At 73.7% G+C, this 20,488-nt stretch carries 18 protein-coding genes; 17 read left to right on the forward strand and 1 reads right to left on the reverse strand.

Features of this window, described 5'->3' with window-relative positions:
• Positions 1 to 44: 44 nt before the first annotated feature.
• Positions 45 to 1,256, reverse strand: coding sequence for an acyl-CoA dehydrogenase family protein (locus VGR37_16600; GenBank protein ID HEV2149028.1), 1,212 nt, complete (start codon positions 1,254 to 1,256; stop codon positions 45 to 47).
• Positions 1,257 to 1,494: 238 nt separating this feature from the next.
• Here VGR37_16600 and VGR37_16605 point away from each other — a divergent pair, with 238 nt between their 5' ends.
• The 17 genes from VGR37_16605 (at position 1,495) to VGR37_16685 (ending at position 20,361) form a co-directional block, all read left to right on the forward strand.
• The gene (locus VGR37_16605; protein HEV2149029.1) at positions 1,495 to 2,055 is read left to right on the forward strand and encodes an ECF-type sigma factor; all 561 of its coding nucleotides are present in this window, start codon (positions 1,495 to 1,497) and stop codon (positions 2,053 to 2,055) included.
• The gene (locus tag VGR37_16610; GenBank protein ID HEV2149030.1) at positions 2,055 to 6,833 is read left to right on the forward strand and encodes a protein kinase; all 4,779 of its coding nucleotides are present in this window, start codon (positions 2,055 to 2,057) and stop codon (positions 6,831 to 6,833) included. The genes VGR37_16605 and VGR37_16610 overlap by 1 nt, the downstream gene beginning before the upstream one ends.
• Before the next feature lie 24 nt (positions 6,834 to 6,857).
• A complete protein-coding gene (locus VGR37_16615) occupies positions 6,858 to 7,124 on the forward strand; it encodes a DUF4242 domain-containing protein (GenBank protein HEV2149031.1) in 267 nt (88 codons plus the stop codon).
• Positions 7,125 to 7,245: 121 nt separating this feature from the next.
• The gene (locus tag VGR37_16620; GenBank protein ID HEV2149032.1) at positions 7,246 to 7,716 is read left to right on the forward strand and encodes a hypothetical protein; all 471 of its coding nucleotides are present in this window, start codon (positions 7,246 to 7,248) and stop codon (positions 7,714 to 7,716) included.
• Positions 7,717 to 8,096: 380 nt separating this feature from the next.
• Positions 8,097 to 10,760, forward strand: a complete 2,664-nt coding sequence (locus tag VGR37_16625; protein HEV2149033.1) for a DUF5916 domain-containing protein — start codon at positions 8,097 to 8,099, stop codon at positions 10,758 to 10,760.
• 121 nt (positions 10,761 to 10,881) lie between these two features.
• On the forward strand, positions 10,882 to 11,124 hold the full coding sequence (locus VGR37_16630) for a hypothetical protein (GenBank protein HEV2149034.1): 243 nt from the start codon (positions 10,882 to 10,884) through the stop codon (positions 11,122 to 11,124).
• 70 nt (positions 11,125 to 11,194) lie between these two features.
• Positions 11,195 to 11,617, forward strand: coding sequence for a hypothetical protein (locus VGR37_16635; protein ID HEV2149035.1), 423 nt, complete (start codon positions 11,195 to 11,197; stop codon positions 11,615 to 11,617).
• Positions 11,618 to 11,892: 275 nt separating this feature from the next.
• On the forward strand, positions 11,893 to 13,545 hold the full coding sequence (locus tag VGR37_16640; protein HEV2149036.1) for an ATP-binding protein: 1,653 nt from the start codon (positions 11,893 to 11,895) through the stop codon (positions 13,543 to 13,545).
• 32 nt (positions 13,546 to 13,577) lie between these two features.
• Entirely contained in the window at positions 13,578 to 14,945 is a 1,368-nt protein-coding gene (gene allB, locus VGR37_16645; GenBank protein HEV2149037.1) for an allantoinase AllB, read from the forward strand.
• Positions 14,942 to 15,949 (forward strand): allantoicase, encoded by a 1,008-nt coding sequence (gene alc / locus VGR37_16650; protein ID HEV2149038.1) that lies wholly within the window; start codon positions 14,942 to 14,944, stop codon positions 15,947 to 15,949. The genes allB and alc overlap by 4 nt, the downstream gene beginning before the upstream one ends.
• A 5-nt stretch (positions 15,950 to 15,954) precedes the next feature.
• Positions 15,955 to 16,467: a 2-oxo-4-hydroxy-4-carboxy-5-ureidoimidazoline decarboxylase gene (gene uraD, locus VGR37_16655; protein HEV2149039.1), complete on the forward strand. Its 513-nt coding sequence runs from the start codon at positions 15,955 to 15,957 to the stop codon at positions 16,465 to 16,467.
• 3 nt (positions 16,468 to 16,470) lie between these two features.
• Positions 16,471 to 16,800 (forward strand): hydroxyisourate hydrolase, encoded by a 330-nt coding sequence (gene uraH / locus VGR37_16660; GenBank protein ID HEV2149040.1) that lies wholly within the window; start codon positions 16,471 to 16,473, stop codon positions 16,798 to 16,800.
• Positions 16,801 to 16,803: 3 nt separating this feature from the next.
• On the forward strand, positions 16,804 to 18,000 hold the full coding sequence (locus VGR37_16665; protein ID HEV2149041.1) for a urate hydroxylase PuuD: 1,197 nt from the start codon (positions 16,804 to 16,806) through the stop codon (positions 17,998 to 18,000).
• Positions 18,001 to 18,099: 99 nt separating this feature from the next.
• A complete protein-coding gene (locus VGR37_16670) occupies positions 18,100 to 18,732 on the forward strand; it encodes a hypothetical protein (GenBank protein ID HEV2149042.1) in 633 nt (210 codons plus the stop codon).
• Complete coding sequence (locus VGR37_16675) at positions 18,732 to 19,313, forward strand: RES family NAD+ phosphorylase (protein HEV2149043.1); 582 nt, start codon at positions 18,732 to 18,734, stop codon at positions 19,311 to 19,313. The genes VGR37_16670 and VGR37_16675 overlap by 1 nt, the downstream gene beginning before the upstream one ends.
• A gap of 33 nt (positions 19,314 to 19,346) precedes the next feature.
• Positions 19,347 to 19,802, forward strand: a complete 456-nt coding sequence (locus VGR37_16680; protein ID HEV2149044.1) for a DUF488 domain-containing protein — start codon at positions 19,347 to 19,349, stop codon at positions 19,800 to 19,802.
• A complete protein-coding gene (locus VGR37_16685) occupies positions 19,792 to 20,361 on the forward strand; it encodes a GNAT family N-acetyltransferase (GenBank protein ID HEV2149045.1) in 570 nt (189 codons plus the stop codon). Before VGR37_16680 ends, VGR37_16685 begins: the two co-directional genes overlap by 11 nt.
• The last annotated feature ends 127 nt before the right edge of the window (positions 20,362 to 20,488 follow it).

Consider the following 20,488-nt stretch of genomic DNA (forward strand, 5'->3'; position numbering starts at 1 on the left):
GGCGAAGCCTCGCCCCTGCCGGTCCGCAGAGGGCCACGGTGGCGTCAGCCCCACCTGGGCATCTCGTCGGGGCTGATGCCGAGTGTCAGCTTTCCGCAGAGCTCGTGCGTCAGCAGGTCGTTCGCCGGATGGAGCCGCCCGAGCCGGGCGTCCCTGAACAGCTGCTCGAAGGGCGACTTCCTGAAGACGCCGAAGCCCCCGACCAGGTCCAGCGCACGGTCGACCGCGCGCCAGGACCCCTCGACGGCGTGATGCTTCGCCGCGACGATCTTGATGACCCAGCCGACGCCGTGGTCGACGCCGTCCGACCAGTCCCGGGCGACGCGGTCCAGGTGCGGCGCGATCGCCTCCAGCTCCAGCACCATCTCGGCGATCCCGTGCTGCACGCCCGGGTGGTACGCCATGGACCGCCCCAGGCCGAGCGAGGTCTTCTTCTTCACCGTTTCCACCACCAGGTCGAGCGCACGCTGCGCCATGCCGAGATAGATGTTGCCGAACCCCATGAGCGCCCAGCCGAAGATGCCGAGCACGAAGGCGTCGAGCCCCGCAGCGCCGGCCGGCACCACGCGCGCGACGTAGCGGTCCGGCACGAAGACCCCGTCCAGGATGGTGTCGTCGCTCCGGGTGGCGCGCATGCCGAGGACGTCCCACGTCTCCTTGATGCTGTACCCCTCGCTCTCGCGCGGCATGAAGGCGTGGACGACCTTGGGCGCCGCGGGGTCGCTCATGTCCATGCCGTGGATGCCGAGGTACGTCCAGACCGGGGTGAGGCTGCCGAACGACTTGTGGCCCGTGAAGCGGTACCCGCCCTCCACCCGCTCGGCGCGCGTGGTGGAGAGCAGCACCGGGATGTCGTTGCCGGTCTCCGCGTGCCCGGCGGCGAACACGGCGCCGCTGGCCGCCTCGCGGAGCAGCCATTCGGCGGACCGGTCGCCGCGGCGCCAGAGGTCGGCGATCAGCCCGACCCAGTAGACGTGCATGTTCACGGCGAGCGCCGTCGCCGGCGCGTGGTACCCGAGCCGGCGCTGCTCGCGGCAGACGTCCGCGAGCGTATAGCCGCGCCCGCCGAGCTCCGCGGGGACCGCCATCGTCAGGTACCCCGAGTCCCGCAGCTCATCGAAGTCCTCCGCGAAGAACCGGTTCTCGCGGTCGTACTGCGGCGCGCGCTGCTGGAAGCGCTGCAGCATCTCGTCCGTCAGGACGGGACGCGGCTCTCCGGTGGCCCGGCTGACCGGCACTTCCCTGATGCCTTCCATCGTGGTCTCCATGCGATGCTCCTGGGGTGGGGAGTGGCTGCGTGCTGCGGATCGTGCACCGGCGCGAGGGGCGGAGGAACGGCCGGCAGGCAACTCGCCTCAACTGTAGAAGCGGAAAAGACCCCGGAAGTGGCTCACGCGCTTCAGATCCGTTGTTCCCGGCCGGAGCGCGCACTACTATGCGCGTGGCGCCGCGACCGCGGCATCCTGCCCCGGCACCTTCCCCGGAGCCAGAGCCATGTCCGAACAGGGCGAGGTGACACGCCTGCTGGTCCAGCTCGGCCACGGCGGCCGCGATGCCATGGACCGGGTGCTCCCGATGGTCTACGGGGAGCTGCAGCGGCTCGCACAGCGCCAGCTTCGCGGCGAGCGCGGCGACCACACGCTGCAGGCCACGGACCTCGTCCACGAGGCGTACGTGAAGCTCGGCGGGCTGGAACGGATCGAGTGGAAGAACCGGGCGCAGTTCTTCGCGATCGCCGCGCAGGCCATGCGGCGGGTGCTGGTGGACCACGCCGTCGGCCGGCAGGCGGCCAAGCGCGGCGGCGAGCGGCGCAAGGTGCCGCTCGACGAGGCGATGCTCGTCTTGGAGGAGCAGACGGACGACGTCCTGGCGCTGAACGCCGCCCTTTCCGCGCTGGAAAGGTCCAGCCCCCGGCTCGTGCGGATCGTGGAGTGCCGCTACTTCGCGGGGCTGTCCATCGAGGAGACGGCGGAGGCGCTGGAGATCTCGCCGGCTACCGTCAAGCGCGACTGGACGATGGCCCGCGCCTGGCTGAGCCGTGAGCTGAGCGGGTGATGGCCGGCGCGTCGGGGAGGTGGTGGAGCCGCTTCTGGCCCGGCAGGCGCGCCGCAGCGCCGGCCGACGCGCCCGACCACTGGCGGCAGCTCCAGGAGATCCTGCACTCTGCGCTGGAGACGCCCAGCGGCGAGCGGATGGCCTTCGTCGCCGGGGCCTGCGCGGACCGGCCGGAGCTGCGGCGCGAGGTGGAGTCGCTCCTTGCCGCGCACGCGCGGCCGAGCGTGCTGGACCGCCCCCCGGCGGTGCTGCTGGGGCTCGCCCCGGCGCCCGGCGCGCAGACCCCACCGCGGCTGGACCGCAGCGCCCCCCACTACGAGATCGTGGAGAAGGTGGGCGGCGGCGGCATGGGCGTCGTCTACCGGGCGCGCGACCGCCGGCTGGGGCGATCCGTCGCGCTGAAGTTCCTTCCCCCGCACCTGAACGCGGACGAGCACGCCAGGGAGCGCTTCCTGGTGGAGGCACAGGCCGCCGCGGCGCTCGACCATCCCAACATCTGCACGCTCTACGAGGCAGGGGAGACCGACGACGGCCACCTCTTCCTGGCGATGCCCTTCTACGAGGGTGAGACGCTGAAGCGGCGGCTCACCGGCGGGGCGCTCACGGTCGCGGAAGCGCTGGACGTGGCGGTGCAGGTGGCGAACGGGCTGGAGAAGGCCCACGAGCGAGGGATCGTCCACCGCGACATCAAGCCCGCCAACCTGGTCGTCACCGGCGACGGCGTGGTCAAGATCGTGGACTTCGGCATCGCCAAGCTGGCCCACGCGGGCGTGACCCGCCCGGGCATCATGCTCGGCACCCTCGCGTACATGAGCCCCGAGCAGGCGGAGGGCCGGGAGGTCGACGGGCGCACCGACCTCTGGTCGCTCGGCGTGGTGCTCTACGAGATGCTGACGGGCGAGCGGCCGTTCCGGGGCGAGCACGACCGCGTGCTGCTGCACGCCATCACCGCCGCCGACCCGAGGCCGCCCACCGCGCTTCGCCCCGACGTCCCGGCCAGGGTGGAGGCCGCGGTCCTGCGCGCGCTCGCCAGGTCCCCCACCGAGCGCTACGCCACCGCGCGCGAGATGTCGGCCGCGCTCGATGCGATCCGCGCTCCCGCGCTCCCCGGAGCGGCTCCCGCCGTGCCCCGGCTGGACTCCGGCGAGGGTGCGTTCGGCGGTGTGGCGCCCGGGGGCGAGCGGCGCCAGGCCACGATCGTCGTCTCGACGATCTCCGGCTACGACTCGCTGGTCGAGCGGCGGGTGCCCGGCGAGGTGGAGCAGGTGCTCGCCGGCCTCCGCGCCGCGGCGGAAGCCGTCGCGGCGGCCCACGGGGGCGTGCTCAACCAGTTCGCCGGCGACGAGCTGGTGCTGCTCTTCGGCGTGCCGACCACCCGGGAGGACGACGCGATCCGCGCGGCACGTGCGGCGCTGGAGCTGCACGCCCGCGTCCGCGCGCTCGCGCCGGAGGGCGAGGGGAGGGACGGCGAGCACCTGGTGCTGCACACCGGGATCGACACCGGGCGCGTGGTCTCGCACCCGGAGGAGGGAGCCCCCGGAACCTACCGTCTCGCCGGTGCTGCCGCCCAGGTGGCGGCGCGGCTTGCGCGGCAGGCGGGCAGGGACGAGGTATGGGCCAGCCCGGAGTGCCGCCACCTGATCGGCGCGTGCTTCGACTCCGAGCCTCGCGAGGCGATCGCCCTGCGCGACCGCAGGCAGCCCCTGGTGCCGTACCGTGTGCTCCGCGCGTCGGGGCTCCAGACGCGCATCGAAGCCCAGGAGAAGGCCGGCCTCACCGCGTACACCGGCCGCGACGGCGAGCTCGCCGCCCTGCGCCGCTGCCTGGCCGACGCCCTCGCCGGGGAGGGGCAGCTCGTGACCGTCACGGGAGAGCCGGGGATCGGCAAGAGCAGGCTGCTGCACGAGTTCCGGCAGGGGGTGGGCGCCTCCGGCGTGCCCGTGCTGATGGGGCGCTGCCAGCCGCACGGCGCCGGTGTGGCGTACCTTCCGTTCGTCGAGATCCTGCGCGCCGGGCTGGGGCTCGGCGAGGACGCCGAGGAGGGGAGGGAGGAGCGCACGGCCGAGCGCATCCGCGCGATCAGCCCGGCGCTGGAAGAGTTCATCCCGCTCTACCTGCACCTGCTCTCGGTCCCGAGCAGCCGGTACACGGTGCCGAGGCACCTGCAGGGCGACGCGTTCCGGCTCGCCATGCAGGAGGCGCTCGCCGCCGTGCTGACGCTGAACGCGCAGCGCGAGCCGGGCGTGGTACTGCTGGAGGACTGGCACTGGGCCGACGAGGCCTCGCATGCCGTGCTCCGGCAGGTGGCCGAGGTCATGGCCGACTCCCCGCTCCTGGTGCTGGTGACGCTGCGGCCCGGCTACGGGATGGAGTGGAGCTCGCCCGGGCAGCACGCGCCGATCGCGCTGCGGCCCCTCGACCCCGCGTCGACGGAGTCGATGCTGCGGTCGCTGCTGAAGGCCGGCCGCGTTCCCGCAGACCTGGCCGCCCTGATCCACGAGCGGACCGGCGGCAACCCGTTCTTCATCGAGGAGATCTGCCAGGCGCTCGTCGAGGAGGGCGCCCTCCGCCCCGGCGGCGGCGACGTCGTCCTCGCCGGGCCGCTGCAGATGCTGGAACTCCCGGATTCGATCCAGGCGGTGATCCGTGCCCGCCTCGACCGGCTGGATCGCGACGCGCGCGACGTGGTGCGGCTCGCCGCGGTGGTCGGGCGCGAGTTCACCCGGACGCTCCTGGAGCGCACCGTCACCGACGGCGGGACGCTCCCGCAGGCGCTGGAGAGGCTGAAGGCCGCGGGGCTCGTCCAGCAGACGCGGGTCGCGCCGGAAGCCGGGTACCGGTTCAAGCACGTGCTCACGCAGGAAGTCGCCTATTCGAGCCTGCTGGAGCACCAGCGCCGGGAGCTGCATGCGCGGGTGGGTGCGCAGATCGAGCAGCTCTACGCCGACCGGATGGACGACCACGCCGATCGGCTGGCGCACCACTTCAGCCGCGCCGAGGAGTGGGAGAAAGCCGTGGCGTACGGCCTCCGCTCCGCGGAGCGTGCGGGCGCCCTGGCGCAGTTCTCGGAGGCGCTGCAGGTGCTGGAGCGCACGCAGCGCTGGCTCGCGAAGCTCCCCGCCGGGGCCGTCCGGCACCGTGTGCTCACCGACCTCCTGCTCAGGCAGGAGCGGCTCTGCGAGACCCTCGGCCTGCGCGCGCGGCAGCAGCAGATCATCGACGAGCTGATCTCGCTCCTCGACCCGGGCCGCGACGGCGATCGGCTGGCCGAGGTGTACCTGCGGCAGGGGGACCTCTTCACGCTGCTGCGCCAGTTCGACCGGGCCGAGCAGGCGCTGGACCGGTCGCTCCGGCTGCGGCGCGACCTGGGCGACCGCATCGGCGAGCGGAACACGCTGCGGAGCCTGGGGCTGCTGCGGTGGCACGAGGGCCGCAACCGGCAAGCGCTCGATTTCGCGGAGCCCGCGCTGCGGATCGCGCGGGAGCAGGGGGAGGCGGCCGCCATCGTCGGCGACCTGGTCAACCAGGGGGCGATCCTGCGCGCTCTCGGGGAGCTGGATCTCGCCCGGGCTTCGCTGCAGGAGGCGCTGCACCTGGCCGAGGCCGCCGATCCCGGCGACGGCGGCGCGGCGGCCGCGGACGACCTGTCCGTGAAGTGCGTCTACGCGCTGCAGCACCTGGCGAACATCCACCGGGAGCGGGGCGAGCGCGCGCAGGCGCTGGAGTGCCTGCACCGCGCCGGGGAGCTGGCGGAGCTCAAGCGTCTCCCGATCCAGCTCTCCTACCACTACACGTCGGTCGCGCACGTCTACCTGCAGGAGGGCGACGTCGAGGAGAGCCTCCGCTACTACCGCGAAGCGATCGACCTGACCCGCAAGGCCAAGTACGCGCCGGGCCTGGCGCAGTCGCTCCGGATCTCCGGCGAGGTGCTGCTCGGTCTCGGGCGCCACGACGAGGCGCTCTCGAACCTGCACGAGGCGGCGACGCTGTTCGCGCAGCTCAAGGACCTGGAAGGCGAGGCGGCGGCGTGGAGCAGCATCGCGGCGGCACGGGAGCGAGAGGGGGAGCAGGTGCCGGCCCTGGCCGCCTGGAGCCGGGCGGCCGCGCTGCATCGACAGCTTCAGCACGCGGCCGGGGAGATGGAGGCGCTGGAGGGGCTCGGCCGCACGACCCGCCGGCACGTGGCCGAGCCTTCGCTCGCGCTGGCGCACTACCATCCCGCGGCCGAGCTGGCGCGCACGGCGGGAGACCGCGCCGCGGAAGGCCGGCTGCGCAACACGATCGGCCTCCTGGAATGGAGCCGCGGCGAGTACGAGCAGGCGCTCGCCAGCTACGAGCGGGCGCTCGCCCTCTACCGCGAGCTGGGCGACGGCGTCCACGCCGGCCTGATGCTCAACAGCATCGGCGCGACGCTGAAGGCGCAGGGCCGGAGCGACGAGGCGGAGCGCCGGCTGCACGAGGCCGTCGCCCTGCACCGGGAAACGGGTGAGCGGAAGCTGGAGGGCCATGCGCTCGCCCTCCTCGGCGACATCTGCGCCGAGCGGGACGAGCCGCAGCCGGCCGGCGCGTACTACCGGCAGTCGCTGGAGATCCGCCGCGCCATCGGGGACCGCCGCGGCGAGGGCTGGATGCTGCACGACCTGGCCCGCGCCGAGCTCGCCGGCGGGCTGCCCTACGAAGTCCGCGAGCGCGTGGCGAGCGCCGCGCAGATCGCCGCGGAGTGCGGCGACACCGAGCTGGCGACCGCGTGCGAGCAGCTCCGCCGCATGGCGGATTGATCCACCCGCAACTCCGGAGGGGCCATGCCGAGGTACATCATCGAGCGGAACGTGGGAACGCTGTCGCGCGAGGAGCTCGACGCCGCCGGGCGGAAGTCCAACGAGGTGCTGGACGGGATGCCCGGCGTGGTCTGGATCCGCAGCTACGTGTCGGACGCGGAGGGGAAGATCTACTGCGAGTACGACGCGCCGGACAGGGAGTCGATCCTGGAGCACGCCCGGCGCGCCGGCCTGCCGGCCGACCGGATCTCCGAGGTCGCGCTCGAGATCAGCCCCGCGATGTTCCGCTGAGGGCTGCAACACGCAATCCACCGACGGGAAACCTGTCGCAATCAGTGCGACACGGAACATGTCTTGCGGCGGCGAGCGCCACATCCACCCGTTTCCCCGGGACGTCATGGCGCAAGCAAGCGTGCTCGACCGACTCGTCCGCGGAGCTGCCGCGGGCCTCGCCGGAACCCTCGTCCTGCAGGCCCTCCGGACCGCCAGCGAAAAGGCCGCCCCCTCCACCATGCCGCCCATTCGCCAGGATCCCGGCGAATACCTGGTGGACAGGGTCGAGCAGGCCCTTCCGGGAGGGGTCCGGGCCCACGTTCCCGCGCTGGCGGAGACGGTCGCCGCGAAGGGCCTGGCGGCCGGCTACGGGATCACGGCCGGGGCGGTCTACGGCCTGGTCCGGCCGCGCGGCGGAGACGTTCTCGTGGATGGCGTCGCGGTGGGGCTCGGAACGTGGGCGGCCGGCTACCTGGGCTGGCTGCCCGCGCTCGGGCTGATGCCGCCCGTCTCCGAGCAGGATGCCCCTGAGGCGCTCGGCCCCATGGTCCGGCATGCCCTCTTCGGCATCGCCGTAGTCGCCGCGTTCAACCAGCTGCGGCGGCGCTGACCGCAGCCGCACACCCGCTCCGCACCTGTCTCCCCCTCCCGATCACCGGGGTGTGGAGCGGCTCGCCTTTAACCCTTCCTGCGGCCCTCGGCACCACCGTCACGCATGATTCGGGACTCCTGACGCTTGCCCCGCCAGGACGGGATCCGCGCTGGGTGGGACACGGGGACCCCGGCTCTGGGACACGTCTGTCCCAGACGGTGCCCCGGCGGCGGACGAGCCGTGCGGGGGTCGCGTCCCCGAGTCGCAGAAGTCGTTCTCTGACACGCGCGTGTGTCCAGAGGGCCGCGCCCTCGATCAGCCGTCTCCCGGCGGCACTCCGGATGCAAAGGGGCACCGCGCCCAGTCGGGCCCGCAGGCTCCCCACCCCGGAGACACGTATGCGCCGTTCCCCCCTCATGCTCGCCGGCATCTGGCTCCTCGCCGGCACCCAGGCCCCCGCCCAGACCCCCCCGGAAACGAAGGATGCGCCGGAGCCGGCGCGCCCGTCGCTGCGCGCGGAGCGGATCACCGGGGCTCCCCCGATCCTGGACGGGCGGCTCGACGACGAGGTCTGGGCCGGCGCGGAAGTCTCGAGCGACCTGGTGCAGCGGGAGCCGAAGGAGGGAGTTCCCGCCTCCGAGCGGACCGAGGTGCGCATCCTGTACGACGACGCGGCGGTCTACGTCGGGATCCGGCTCTTCGACTCCCGTCCGGACTCCGTCGTGGCGCAGCTCGCCCGCCGCGACAACCAGATCTACTCGGACTGGGTCCACGTCGGCTTCGACAGCTACCACGACCGCCGCACGGCGTTCGTCTTCGGCGTGAACCCCCGCGGGGTGAAGCAGGACCTGATGGTCTTCGACGACCGCAGGCTGGACGCGACCTGGGACGCGGTCTGGGAGGTGGGCACCACCATCGACTCGCTCGGCTGGACGGCGGAGTTCCGCATCCCCCTCTCCCAGCTCCGGTTCACGCCGCGGGAGGGGGAGCAGCTCTGGGGCTTCCAGGTCCGCCGCAGGATCGCCCGCCGGAACGAGCTCGCCTTCTGGGCCCCGCTCCCCCGGAACGCACCCGGTGACGTCTCGCTCTACGGCACCCTGCGCGGCCTCGGCGGCCTGCGCTCTCCGCGGCGCCTGGAGGTGGTCCCGTACTCCGTGGCCCGCGTCACCCGCGCCCCCCGGCAGGCCGCCAACCCCCTGTACAGTCCCAGCGACTACTTCGGCTCCCTGGGCGCGGACCTGAAGTACGGCCTCACGTCCAACCTGACGCTCTCGGCCACGATGAACCCGGACTTCGGGCAGGTGGAGGCGGACCCCTCCCAGGTCAACCTCACCGCGTTCGAGACCCGCTTCGAGGAGCGGCGCCCCTTGTTCATGGAGGGGGGCGACATCTTCCGCTTCGGCCTCGGAGAAGGCTGGTGGGGGGGCGAGCAGCTCTTCTATTCCCGGCGCATCGGCCGCGCTCCCCAGCGCCGTCCGTTCGTGGCGGGAGGGTTCGCGGAGGTCCCGGACGCCACCACGCTGCTCGGTGCCGTGAAGCTCTCGGGGAAGACCGCCAGCGGGTGGTCGATCGGGGTCCTCGACGTGGCGACCGCGGAGGAGCAGGCGCTGACGGTGGACTCCCTCGGAAGGCGCGGGCGCGAGGTGGTCGAGCCTATGTCGAACTACGCGGTCGCGAGGCTCAAGCGCGACTTCCGGACGGGGCAGAGCGCAATCGGGGGGATCTTCACGGCCACGAACCGCCGGCTCGACGACAACCCCGCCCTCGGCTTCCTGCGCTCCTCCGCCTACGTCGGCGGCCTGGACGCGCGGCACCGCTTCGGCGGCGGGAACTACGAGCTCAAGGGCTGGCTCATGGGCAGCCACGTCCGGGGGAGCGAGGAGGCGATCACCCGGACGCAGCGCTCCTCGGTGCGCTACTTCCAGCGCCCCGACGCGGCGCACCTGGACCTCGATCCGTCCCTCACCTCGCTCTCGGGCGTCGCGGCCGGCGCCGCCGCATGGAAGATAGGCGGGGGGAACTGGCGCGGCGCCGTGGACGTGCTCGTACGCTCTCCGGGCTTCGAGACCAACGACCTGGGCTTCCAGCGGCTGGCCGACCGCGTCTCCGAGTCCGCCTTCGTCGCCTACGAGCAGTTCCGGCCCGGGCGGCGCTTCCGGCGGTGGAGGGTGGACGCGTTCGAGTGGTCGCAGTGGAGCTACGGAGGCGAGCGGGTGGAGACGGCGGTGGGCGGCACCGCGAACTTCCAGCTCCTCAACTACTGGGGAGGCCACGGCGGCGCCGAGTACTACGTCGAGGCGCTCTCGACGGACGCGCTGCGGGGCGGTCCGGCGCTCCGGACGCCGGGGAAGCTCCACACCTGGCTCGGCCTGAACAGCGACCAGCGGCGCAGGGTGAGCGGCGGGCTCTTCGCGGACCTGTTCCTGGAGGACGAGACGGACGGCCTCTCCTTCCAGCTGGGGCCCACGCTCGCCTACCGCCCCTCCGCGCGCATGGAGCTCTCGCTCGGTCCCTCGGCGGCGTGGAACGTGGTGCCGTGGCAGTACGTGGCGGAGCGGCAGGCCGGCGGGAAGCCGCGCTACGTCGTCGGGCGCCTGGACCAGCAGACCGCCTCCCTCACCGCACGGCTGAACTACACGTTCACCCCGGACCTGACGCTCCAGCTGTACGCGCAGCCGTTCATCAGCGCGGGCGAGTTCACCGAGTTCCAGGTGGCGGACGCCCCCCGCGCCGGGCGGCTCGCGGAGCGGTTCCGCCGTCTGGGCGAGGGTGAGCTCGTCCGCGATCCCACCAACCGTGCCTACAGGGTGGACCTGGACGGGAACGGGGCCGCGGACTTCTCCTTCCCGGACCGCGACTTCCACTTCAAGGAGATGCGCTCCAACGCGGTGCTGCGTTGGGAGTACCGTCCCGGCTCCGCGCTCTTCGTCGTCTGGAGCCAGGGGAGGAGCGCCTCAGATCCCGACGGGGGCCTCCGCCTCGCCCGGGACGCGCGGAGGCTCCTCTCCGTGGAGGAGACCAACGTGCTCCTGGTGAAGCTGAGCTACTGGCTGAGCCGCTGAGGGTGATGTCATGAGGACAGCCGTCTGCCGCCCCGTCGCACTCCCGCGGCGAGGCGGCACCCGGCCCATGCGGCCAGAGGCCCGCACCGACCGGAGGGTCTCCGCCTCTTCCGGAGGGCACATGCGCTCCTACCTGCTGCTCCCGCTGCTCGCCGCGGCCCCCCTCGCCGCGTGCGCTCCCCCCATCCACCACCCGCAGACCCGCAGCGAGCCGTCGCCCGGCGAGGTTGTCCGGGAAGTGCCGCGGGGCGCGGTGCGCTTCCGCGACTTCAACGGGAGCGATGCCCGCTTCCCCGAAGCTCTCGTTGTGGACGCCGGCTCCGGCAGCGAGGGGGAGGGGGCGGCCGAGCCGCGGCCGGAGTAGAGGCGCGGGCGCGCACGCCGGCCACCGGAGCCCCGGCCCGGTCTTCTTCCACCCGAAGCGGAGGTGCCACATGCGGCTGCTGCAGCCGGCCAGCCTGGGTGGGCTCGCCGCCCTGCTCCTGCTCGGCGGGTGGGCGGTCCCGGGGACGGAGGCGAAGGTCGAGACCGAGCGGTACCTGCTCGTCCAGGTCGACGGTCGGCCGCTCCCGTTCCTGATCTACGCGGTGGACGACGACTGCGAGGTCGACCTGGTCGGCGGCACCCTCGACCTGGAGCCCGCCAGGGGGCGCTACGTCCTGGTCGACCGCGTGCGCGGACAGTGCGCCTGGACCGCTCCGGACGAGGTGGAGGAGCGGGAGAGCGGGCGCTACGAAGCCGATGCCCTGGAGATGCGCTTTCGCTCCGACGGCTCCAGCCGGACGTGGCCCGGGTGGGCGAGGGGCGATACCATCCGGATGGTCCGCGGGGGCCGCGCATACACCTTCCGGCGCTGATCGCGGCGCGGGCTGCTGCGCCCTGGCCGGACGCAGCGGTCTTCCAGCGGCAGTGGCGTGGGTTCTGCAAGCGCCGCGCGGTTATGCGAACCGACGAACCCCCGAGCCGACACAGGTCGGGTGCAGACCCCCGCTCCGACGTATCCCCCGGCCCTCCTGCGCCCGAGACCCTGGAGCGGGAGGCCGCGTGGCGCCGGGGGGAGGCGCGCGCTCGAGAGCTCGCGGAGGGGAGCGCCCTGCCGGGCGGCGCGTACGGCGGCCACGCGCCGCCCGACGTGTCGAGCCACGCCTTCGCGGCGCTCGCGGAAAACGTGCGCGACTACGCGATCTTCCTGATGGACCCGCACGGGATCATCACCTTCTGGGGCGAGGGCGCGCGGCTCATCAAGTGGTGGACCAGGGAGCAGGCGGTGGGTGCCCACCTGCGCTTCCTCTACCCGGACGGAGGCGCCGAGGACCGGACGGCGGAGGAGCACCTCCTCCAGGCCGCCGAGACCGGGGAATACACGGGCGAGGGTCACCGCGTCCGGAGCGACGGCTCCACCTTCTGGGCCGGGGTCACGCTGACGGCCCTGCGCGATTCCGACGGGGTGCTGCAGGGCTTCGCGAAGGTGACGCGCGACCTCACCGCCCAGCGCGCCGCCGAGGCCGCGCGAAGGGCCGCGCTGGAGGCGGCGGAGGAGGCGAGCCGGCTCAAGGGCGGGTTCCTCGCGACGATGTCGCACGAGATCCGCACGCCGCTGAACGCCATCATGGCCTACACCGACCTCCTGGGGATGGAGATGGCGGGGCCGCTCACCCCGGCGCAGCGCGGCCAGCTCGGGAAGATCCGCGCGAGCAGCCAGCACCTGCTCGGCCTCGTCGAGGACGTGCTCGACCTTTCCCGCATCGAGTCCGGGAACATGGCGGTCGGCCGCGCCCGGCTGCGCATCGGGACGGTGATCTCCCAGGCGCTCGTGCTGGTGGAGCCCCAGGCCGCCGCGCGGCAGGTGGACGTCGCCGATGCGGTCTCCGGGTTCTCCGCCGGCCACTGGTGCTGGGGCGACGAGGAGCGGGTGCGCCAGATCCTCGTCAACCTGCTCGGCAACGCGGTCAAGTTCACCGATCCGGGCGGCCGGATCACCGTCAGCGCCGGAGCCGCGGCCGAGCCCCCGGCCGATGCCGCGCTGGAGCGGGCGGGTCCGTGGGTGTACGTGCGCGTGGAGGACACGGGGCAGGGGATCCCGTCCGAGAGGATCGAGGCCGTCTTCGAGCCGTTCGTCCAGGCCGACATGAGCCTCACGCGCCAGCACGGAGGGTCGGGCCTGGGCCTCTCGATCAGCCGGCACCTGGCCCGGCTCATGGGCGGCGACCTGACGGTGCGGAGCGAGGTGGGAGCCGGCACCACCTTCCTCCTCTGGCTCCGCGCCGCGGAGGACGAGGAGGCACCCGCCCGCGGCGAGGCGGGACTCCCCTCGAGCACGGGGACCCTGCAGGAGATCCGGGACGCCGTCCTGGCCGGGCTGGAGCGTATCCTGCACGGCTACGTCGCCCGGGTCCGGAGCGATCCGGAGATGCCCCGGGGACAGGCGCTCACCGAAGCGGAGCTGGAGGACCACCTGGCCAGCTTCCTCTCCGACATCGCCCAGACGCTCGGCGCGCTGGACCTGGCCTCCGGTGCCGAGTCCGAGGCGCTCCGCGACGGGACGGCCATCCAGCGCACCATCGCCGACCGGCACGGCAGGCAGCGCGCCCGTCTGGGCTGGAGCGAGGCCGAGGTCCGCCGGGAGTTCCAGGTCCTGCGCGAGGAGGTCGCCGCGGCGGTACGGCGCCGCGTGCAGAGGCCGCGGCAAGCCGAGGTGGAGGAGGCGATCGGCGTGCTCGACGGATTCCTCGCCCGCGCGGAGCGGGTCAGCATCGAGAGCCACCGCGACGAGCGGGGCGGCTGACCCGACACCGACCCCCTCCACTCCCCGGTCCTTTGAGCCCTCCCCCCGACCTGATCCTGCGCGGCCGCCGCGTCGTCCTCCCCGACGGAGTCCGTCCGGCGGCCGTCCACGTCGCCCGCGGCAGGATCGCCGCCATCGACCCCTACGACCACGACGCCGACGGGGTGCCGGCCCTGGACCTCGGGGACGCGGTGCTGATGCCGGGGCTGGTGGACACGCACGTCCACCTCAACGAGCCGGGCCGCGCGGAGTGGGAGGGGTTCGAGACCGGCACGCGCGCCGCCGCGGCGGGCGGCGTGACGACGCTGGTCGAGATGCCGCTCAACGCCGTCCCCGCGACCACCACCGTCCCGGCCCTCCGCGCCAAGCTGGACGCGGCGGAGGGCGTATGCAGCGTGGACGTGGGGTTCTGGGGCGGCGTGGTGCCCGGGAACACGGCGGAGCTGCCCCGCCTCTGGGAGGCCGGCGTGCTCGGCTTCAAGTGCTTCCTGGCCCCCTCCGGCGTGGACGAGTTCGAGCACGTGGGCGAGGCGGAGCTGCGGCTCGCGATGCCCGTGCTGGCCGAGTTGGGCGCGCCCCTCCTGGTGCACGCCGAGCTGCCGGAGGCCCTGGATCGCGCGGCCCCGGGCGTGGCGGGGCTCGACCGGCGCAGCTATGCGTCGTACCTGCGGTCGCGCCCGCCCGCGGCGGAGCTGGAGGCGGTCGCGCTGCTGGTCCGCCTCTGCCGCGAGTTCGGGACGCCCCTCCACGTGGTCCACGTCGCCACGGCCGCCGCGGTCCCGCTGCTGCGCGAGGCGCGGGAGGAGGGGCTGCCGATCACCGCCGAGACCTGCCCGCACTACCTCCACTTCGCCGCGGAGGAGATCGCCGACGGGGCGACGCAGTGGAAGTGCGCCCCGCCCATCCGCGGCCGGGAGGACCGCGAAGGGCTCTGGGAGGCGCTCCGCGACGGCGGGATCGACCTGGTGGCGTCCGACCACTCGCCCTGCCCGCCTGGGATGAAGGCGCTCGGCACCGGCGACTGGTTCGACGCCTGGGGCGGGATCGCCTCGCTCCAGCTCGGCCTCCCCGTGACGTGGACCGGGGCGCGGGAGCGCGGGATCGGCCCGGAGCGGCTCGCGGAGTGGATGAGCGCGGGGCCCGCGCGGCTCGCCGGGCTGGAGGCCCGGAAGGGGGCCATCGCCGTCGGCCGCGACGCCGACATGGTGGTGTGGGACCCGGACGCCGAGGTCCGCGTCGATGCGGGGACGCTGCAGCACCGGCACGCCCTGACGCCATACGAGGGCGGCGTCTTTGCCGGCGCGGTGCGGGCGACGTACGTTCGCGGGGTCCCGGTGTACGACCGCGGCCGGTTCCCGGCACGGCCGGCCGGACGCACCCTCCTTCGCGAGCTCACATGATCGATTTCGAAGACCTGCCCGACCTTGCCTCGGAGCGCCTGGGCGGCGCGGTGCCGGCCGCCAGCGACGAGTTCTTCGCCCCCAGGGAGGGCCTGCTGAAACCCGGGCCCGCCGAGTGGCGGGAGGGCGAGTACACGGAGCGCGGCAAGTGGATGGACGGCTGGGAGACGCGGCGCCACTCGCCCGACCACGACTGGTGCGTCGTCCGGCTCGGGGCGCCGGGGATCGTGCGCGGCATCGTGGTGGACACCAGCTTCTTCCGCGGAAACTTCCCCGAGGAGTGCTCGGTGGAGGCCTGCTCCGTCCCCGGCACCCCGTCCGTGGAGCGGCTGCTGGGGGAGGAGACGGAGTGGACGCCGATCGTCCCCCGGTCCCCGCTGGAGGGAGACCATCGGAACCGCTTCCCGGTCGCGCACGGCGGGCGGGTCACGCACCTCCGCCTCAACATCTTCCCCGACGGCGGGGTGGCCCGTCTGCGCGTGCACGGGGAGGTGGTGCCGGAGTGGACCCGCTTCGCGCGGGCCGGCGGCGAGGTGGACCTGGTGGCGCTGGAGAACGGCGGCTGGGTGGTGTCCTGCAGCGACATGTTCTACGGCGACCGCCAGAACCTGATCCTTCCCGGGCGCTCGCTGTTCATGCGCGACGGCTGGGAGACGCGCCGGCGGCGCGGGGAGGGCCACGACTGGAGCATCGTCCGCCTCGCGGCGCCGGGCGCCATCCACCGCGCCGAGATCGACACCGACCACTTCAAGGGGAACGCCCCGGACCGCTGCGCGCTGGAGGGGATCCACCTGCCGGACGCGGGCGCCGAGGCGCTCGCCGATCCGTCCGCGCCCTGGAGGCCGCTCCTCCCGGAGACGAAGCTCCAGCCCCACGCCCGGCACCGCTTCGAGGACGAGCTCGCGCCGGCCGGCCCCGTGACGCACGTGCGCCTCCGCATCTTCCCGGATGGCGGCATCGCACGGCTGCGGCTGTTCGGGACGCTCGCCCCCGGCCTGCCGTGAGCGGCGTGGACCGCCTGAACTCCCTCCCCCCGGGGGAGGCCGAGCGCGAGCTGCTCGCCTGCTGCGGATCGCGGGAGTGGGCGCGGCGGATGGCGGCGGGGCGGCCCTTCCGGGACGCGGCGGAGCTGCTGGAGCGGGCGGACGCGACCTGGTGGACGCTGGACGAGGCCGCCTGGCGCGAGGCGTTCCGCAGTCATCCCCGGATCGGGGAGGGCAAAGCCGAGGCGCGGCAGACCGAGCGCGAGCGCGCGTGGTCCGCCGACGAGCAGACCGGGATGCGGACCGCCGCGGAGGAGACGCAGCGGGCGCTCGCGGCCGGGAACCGTGCCTACGAGGCGCGCTTCGGCTTCATCTACATCGTCTGCGCCACGGGGAAGACCGCGGACGAGATGCTGGCCCTGCTGGAGCAGCGCCTGGCGAACGACCCCGCGACCGAGCTCCGCACCGCGGCGGAGGAGCAGCGGAAGATCACCCGGCTGCGGCTGGAGAAGCTGCTGGCGGCCCACCCCTTCGAATAGACGATGAGCGCGATCACCACGCACGTGCTGGACACCTCGCGCGGGCGGCCCGCCGGCGGGGTGGCGGTCCGCCTGGAGCGGGGACCGGAGGTCCTGGCCCACGGGGCCACGGACGCGGACGGCCGCCTCCGCGACCTGCTCCCCGCCGGGACGCCGCTCCAGCCGGGGAGCTACCGGCTCGTCTTCGACACCGGCGCCTACTTCGCCGGGCACGCGGCCGACGCATTCTACCCCGAGGTCTCGGTCGTTTTCCAGGTGCGCGACGCGGGAGAGCACTACCACGTCCCTCTGCTGCTGAGCCCCTTCGGGTACTCCACCTACCGGGGAAGCTGACGGATGGATCCGGCGCTCCGGGAGCTGCTGGACCTGGTCTTCCGCTGGGTCCACGTGATCGCGGCGATCATGTGGATCGGCAACTCGCTGCTCTGGAACTGGATTGACCGGAACCTGGAGCCTTCCAGGCAGGGCAGGGAGGGGGTCCAGGGCGAGATCTGGCTGCTGCACAGCGGCGCCTTCTACTTCATGGAGAAGGACCTGCGCGGGTGGGACCGCGCCCGCCCGCTGCACTGGTTCAAGTGGCAGGCGTACACGACCTGGCTGACGGGGGCCGCCCTGCTGGTGGTGGTCTACTACGCGAGCGGGGGCGCCCTGCTCGTCGATCCCGCGGTCGCGGATCTGTCGCCCGCGCAGGCGGTGGCGGTCGGCGCGGGGACCATCGTCGCCGCCTGGCTGGCGTACGACCTGGTGCTCGGGCGGGCGCTGTCGCGGATGGGGCGGACGGGGGCCGTAGTGGGGGTGGCGCTGGTGCTGGGGGTCGCCTACGGGCTGACGCAGGTGCTGAGCGGGCGCGCGGCGTTCCTGCACGTGGGCGCCATGCTCGGGACGCTGATGGCGGGCAACGTCTACCGCGTCATCATGCCGTCCCAGCGCCGGCTCGTCTCCGCCGTGGAGCGCGGCGAGCGGCCGGACCCGGCTCCGTCGCAGCGGGCCAAGGAGCGCTCGATCCACAACAACTACATGACCTTCCCGGTGGTGGTGCTCATGCTGAGCAGCCACTTCCCGGCTCTGTACGGGCACCGGCTCAACTGGCTCCTGCTCGGGGTCCTGGTGGTCTCCGGCGCGGCGGTGCGCCACATTCTCAACGTCCGCTTCACCTTCCCACGCTGGAAGCCCGCGCTTGCGGCGACGTTCGCCGTGTCGCTGGGTGCCCTCGCCCTGCTCGTGGCGCCGCGCGCGCGGACTCCGGAGGCCGATCACGCACCCGGGGGGCGGGTCTCCTTCGCGCAGGCGAACGCCGTGATCCAGCAGCGCTGCACTGTCTGCCACTCCGCGAGCCCCGCGGACCGCACCTTCGGGACGGCCCCCGCCGGGGTGGCGTTCGACACGCCGGAGCAGGTCCTCGCCCGCGTGGCGCGCATCCACGCCCGCGCGGTGGAGACCGGCACCATGCCCCCCGCCAACAAGACCCACATGACGCCCGATGAGCGCGCGCTGCTGGGGCGCTGGATCGCGCAGGGGGCGAGAGCCGAGTAGCCACGGCCTCGCCAGGTCCGTTGCGGGGAGGACGGCGGGCACTTAGATTGCGGTTGTGGATACCGTGCGAACTGAGAACATCCGCAACCGGAGGGCGCGATGCCGAGATCCGCGCAGGGGGGGAGGGTGAAGGAGGCCGCTGCGGCGTACCTCCCCGGAGCGTCCGGGGTGCGCGAGTCGCTCCTCCACCGGGTCGAGCGCTGGCTGCGGGGGTCGCTGGAGCGCATGAGCGACGAGGAAGTGCTCCGGGCCGTCGAGGCGCAGTCCCCCGCGGAGACGGTCGCGGAGATCCTCGTCGCGACGCCGGAGACCCGGGCGGCGTCCGAGAACGACTGGGCGGAGCTCCTCCTCCGCGGCGCGGAGGCGAAGAGCCGAATCGCGGAGCTGGCGGGCGGGCTGCTCTCGTCCACGGAGGCGGGGGCGCTGCTGCGCATCAGCGTGCCCGGCGTGAAGCAGCGCGTGGAGCGGCGCAGGCTGCTCGCCGTGCCGCTCCCCGGCGGGCAGTGGGGCTTCCCCGCGCTGCAGTTCGCGCAGGGGGGGCACGTCCGCGCGGGGGTGCCGGAGGTGGCGAGGGCCGGCGCGGAGGTGGACCCGTGGGCGCTGCTCTCCATCCTGGTGGACGACGCGCCGGGCGACGCGGGCGGCGTGCTCCTGGAGCGCCTGGACGACCCGGCGGTCCTCCGCGACGTCCTCGGCCGCCTCACGACCTACGGAGAGCACGTGGCGGCCTGATGCCCATCCCGCTGCCGGACGATCCCCCGGTCGTGGAGGTCCCGGTGGAGCAGGCGCTCTGGCGCGTCCATCCCCTGGAGATGGGCCCCGTCTGGTTCGGCCCGGGACCCGGGCGGCCGCCGCGGGGCCGGTTCGACGCGCCGGACGGGGAGTACGGGACCTGCTACTTCGGCGCGACGCTGGGCGTCTCGATCGTCGAGACGCTGGTGCGCGGGCTGAAGGTGCCCGTGATCCCGCGCGCGGAGCTGGCGGCGCGCGGCGGCTCGTCCGTCGCGCTGGCGGCCCCGCTCCGGATGCTGCGGCTGGAGGGCAAGGGCCTCCCCGCCTTCGGGGCGAGCGCGCACGAGGTGGCGGGCGACGACTACGGCGCGTGCCGCGACCTGGCGTGCCGCGCCCACGAGGCGCTGCGGGACCTCGACGGGATCCAGTACCGGTCCCGGTGGGACACGAGCGAGCTCTGCTGGGCCGTGTTCGACCGGGCGCGCGGCCGCCTGGGTGCGGTGCTCGGGACGCACCGCCTGGACGACCCGGCCCTGGTGCGGCCGGCGCTGCTGCCCTACAGGCACGTGTCGGTCTCCTGACGCGTGCCGGACTTCCACCCGATCGGTCCTCCCATGCGTTCGATCGCCACCATTGGGTACGAGGGCACGACGGTGCAGCGCTTCCTGGAGGCACTCCGGGCGGCGGGCTTGGAGCTGCTCGTGGACGTGCGCGCGGTCGCGGGCTCGCGCCGCCCGGGCTTCGCCAAGACCCGGCTGGCGGCGAACCTCGGCGAGGCCGGAATCGACTACGTGCACCTGCGCGGGCTGGGGACCCCGGCGGACGGACGCGCCGCGGCGCGCGCGGGCCACCACGACGAGCTCCGCCGCATCTACCTCGAGCACCTCGCCACGCCCGCGGCGCGGGCCGAGCTGGAGACGCTGGCCGGCCTGGTGCGCTCCGGCCGCCGCGTGTGCCTGCTCTGCCTCGAGGCCGACCCCGCCCACTGCCACCGCAGCATGGTCGCCGACGCGCTCGGCGCGCTGATCCCCCTGGAGGTCGAGCACCTCGCCCCGGGCGATGAGGATTGAGATCAGCGAGGAGCCGGTTGCGAGCCTCGACGGGTACGCGGACGTCCCCATCGCATTCGAAGTCGCCTCGGTCCTGGACGTCGCGGACGGCCCTGGCGGGTTCGTGCTGACGGAGCTCCGTCTCGATCGCCCCTATGTCAAGGACTACGACGCGGTCGAGGGAGAGCACCCCTCCCGGTGGGCGGAGCGCTTCGACGTGTCGAACTGGGGCGTGCTCGCGGCCCGCTTGGAGGGCCGGCGAGTGGGCGGGGCGGTGGTCGCCTTCGACACGCCGGGGGTGACGATGCTGGAGGGACGGCGCGACCTGGCGGTCCTGTGGGACATCCGCGTCGCGCCGGCCGCCCGCGGCCGCGGGGTAGGCGCTGCGCTCTTCCGCGCCGGGGAGGGCTGGGCCCGAACGAGGGGCTGTCGGCAGCTCAAGGTGGAGACGCAGAACGTGAACGTCGCGGCGTGCCGGTTCTACGCCCGGCAGGGGTGCGTGCTCGTGGCGGCGGATCGCCATGCGTATCCGGGGCTCCCTGGGGAGACGCAGCTCCTTTGGTACAAGAGCCTCTCCTGAGATGAATCCGGTTACATCGCGAGTGGTCGGCGGGGGGAGGCTCCTCCGGCGGTGCGAAACTCGCCCGGCCGCTTGGGTGACCGGGGTGACTGCGCGGGCTCACACAAACGCACCGCCTGCTGAGCCT

Source organism: Longimicrobiaceae bacterium, assembly GCA_035936415.1.
Classification (GTDB): domain Bacteria; phylum Gemmatimonadota; class Gemmatimonadetes; order Longimicrobiales; family Longimicrobiaceae; genus JAFAYN01.

Excerpts from the sequence above, each read along its gene's own strand:
- VGR37_16600 (HEV2149028.1), bottom strand. The coding sequence starts at position 1,256 with ATGGAAGGCATCAGGGAAGTGCCGGTCAGCCGGGCCACCGGAGAGCCG.
- VGR37_16605 (HEV2149029.1), top strand. The coding sequence starts at position 1,495 with ATGTCCGAACAGGGCGAGGTGACACGCCTGCTGGTCCAGCTCGGCCAC.
- VGR37_16610 (HEV2149030.1), top strand. The coding sequence starts at position 2,055 with ATGGCCGGCGCGTCGGGGAGGTGGTGGAGCCGCTTCTGGCCCGGCAGG.
- VGR37_16615 (HEV2149031.1), top strand. The coding sequence starts at position 6,858 with ATGCCGAGGTACATCATCGAGCGGAACGTGGGAACGCTGTCGCGCGAG.
- VGR37_16625 (HEV2149033.1), top strand. The coding sequence starts at position 8,097 with ATGCGCCGTTCCCCCCTCATGCTCGCCGGCATCTGGCTCCTCGCCGGC.
- VGR37_16630 (HEV2149034.1), top strand. The coding sequence starts at position 10,882 with ATGCGCTCCTACCTGCTGCTCCCGCTGCTCGCCGCGGCCCCCCTCGCC.
- VGR37_16635 (HEV2149035.1), top strand. The coding sequence starts at position 11,195 with ATGCGGCTGCTGCAGCCGGCCAGCCTGGGTGGGCTCGCCGCCCTGCTC.
- alc (HEV2149038.1), top strand. The coding sequence starts at position 14,942 with ATGATCGATTTCGAAGACCTGCCCGACCTTGCCTCGGAGCGCCTGGGC.
- uraH (HEV2149040.1), top strand. The coding sequence starts at position 16,471 with ATGAGCGCGATCACCACGCACGTGCTGGACACCTCGCGCGGGCGGCCC.
- VGR37_16665 (HEV2149041.1), top strand. The coding sequence starts at position 16,804 with ATGGATCCGGCGCTCCGGGAGCTGCTGGACCTGGTCTTCCGCTGGGTC.
- VGR37_16670 (HEV2149042.1), top strand. The coding sequence starts at position 18,100 with ATGCCGAGATCCGCGCAGGGGGGGAGGGTGAAGGAGGCCGCTGCGGCG.
- VGR37_16675 (HEV2149043.1), top strand. The coding sequence starts at position 18,732 with ATGCCCATCCCGCTGCCGGACGATCCCCCGGTCGTGGAGGTCCCGGTG.
- VGR37_16680 (HEV2149044.1), top strand. The coding sequence starts at position 19,347 with ATGCGTTCGATCGCCACCATTGGGTACGAGGGCACGACGGTGCAGCGC.
- VGR37_16685 (HEV2149045.1), top strand. The coding sequence starts at position 19,792 with ATGAGGATTGAGATCAGCGAGGAGCCGGTTGCGAGCCTCGACGGGTAC.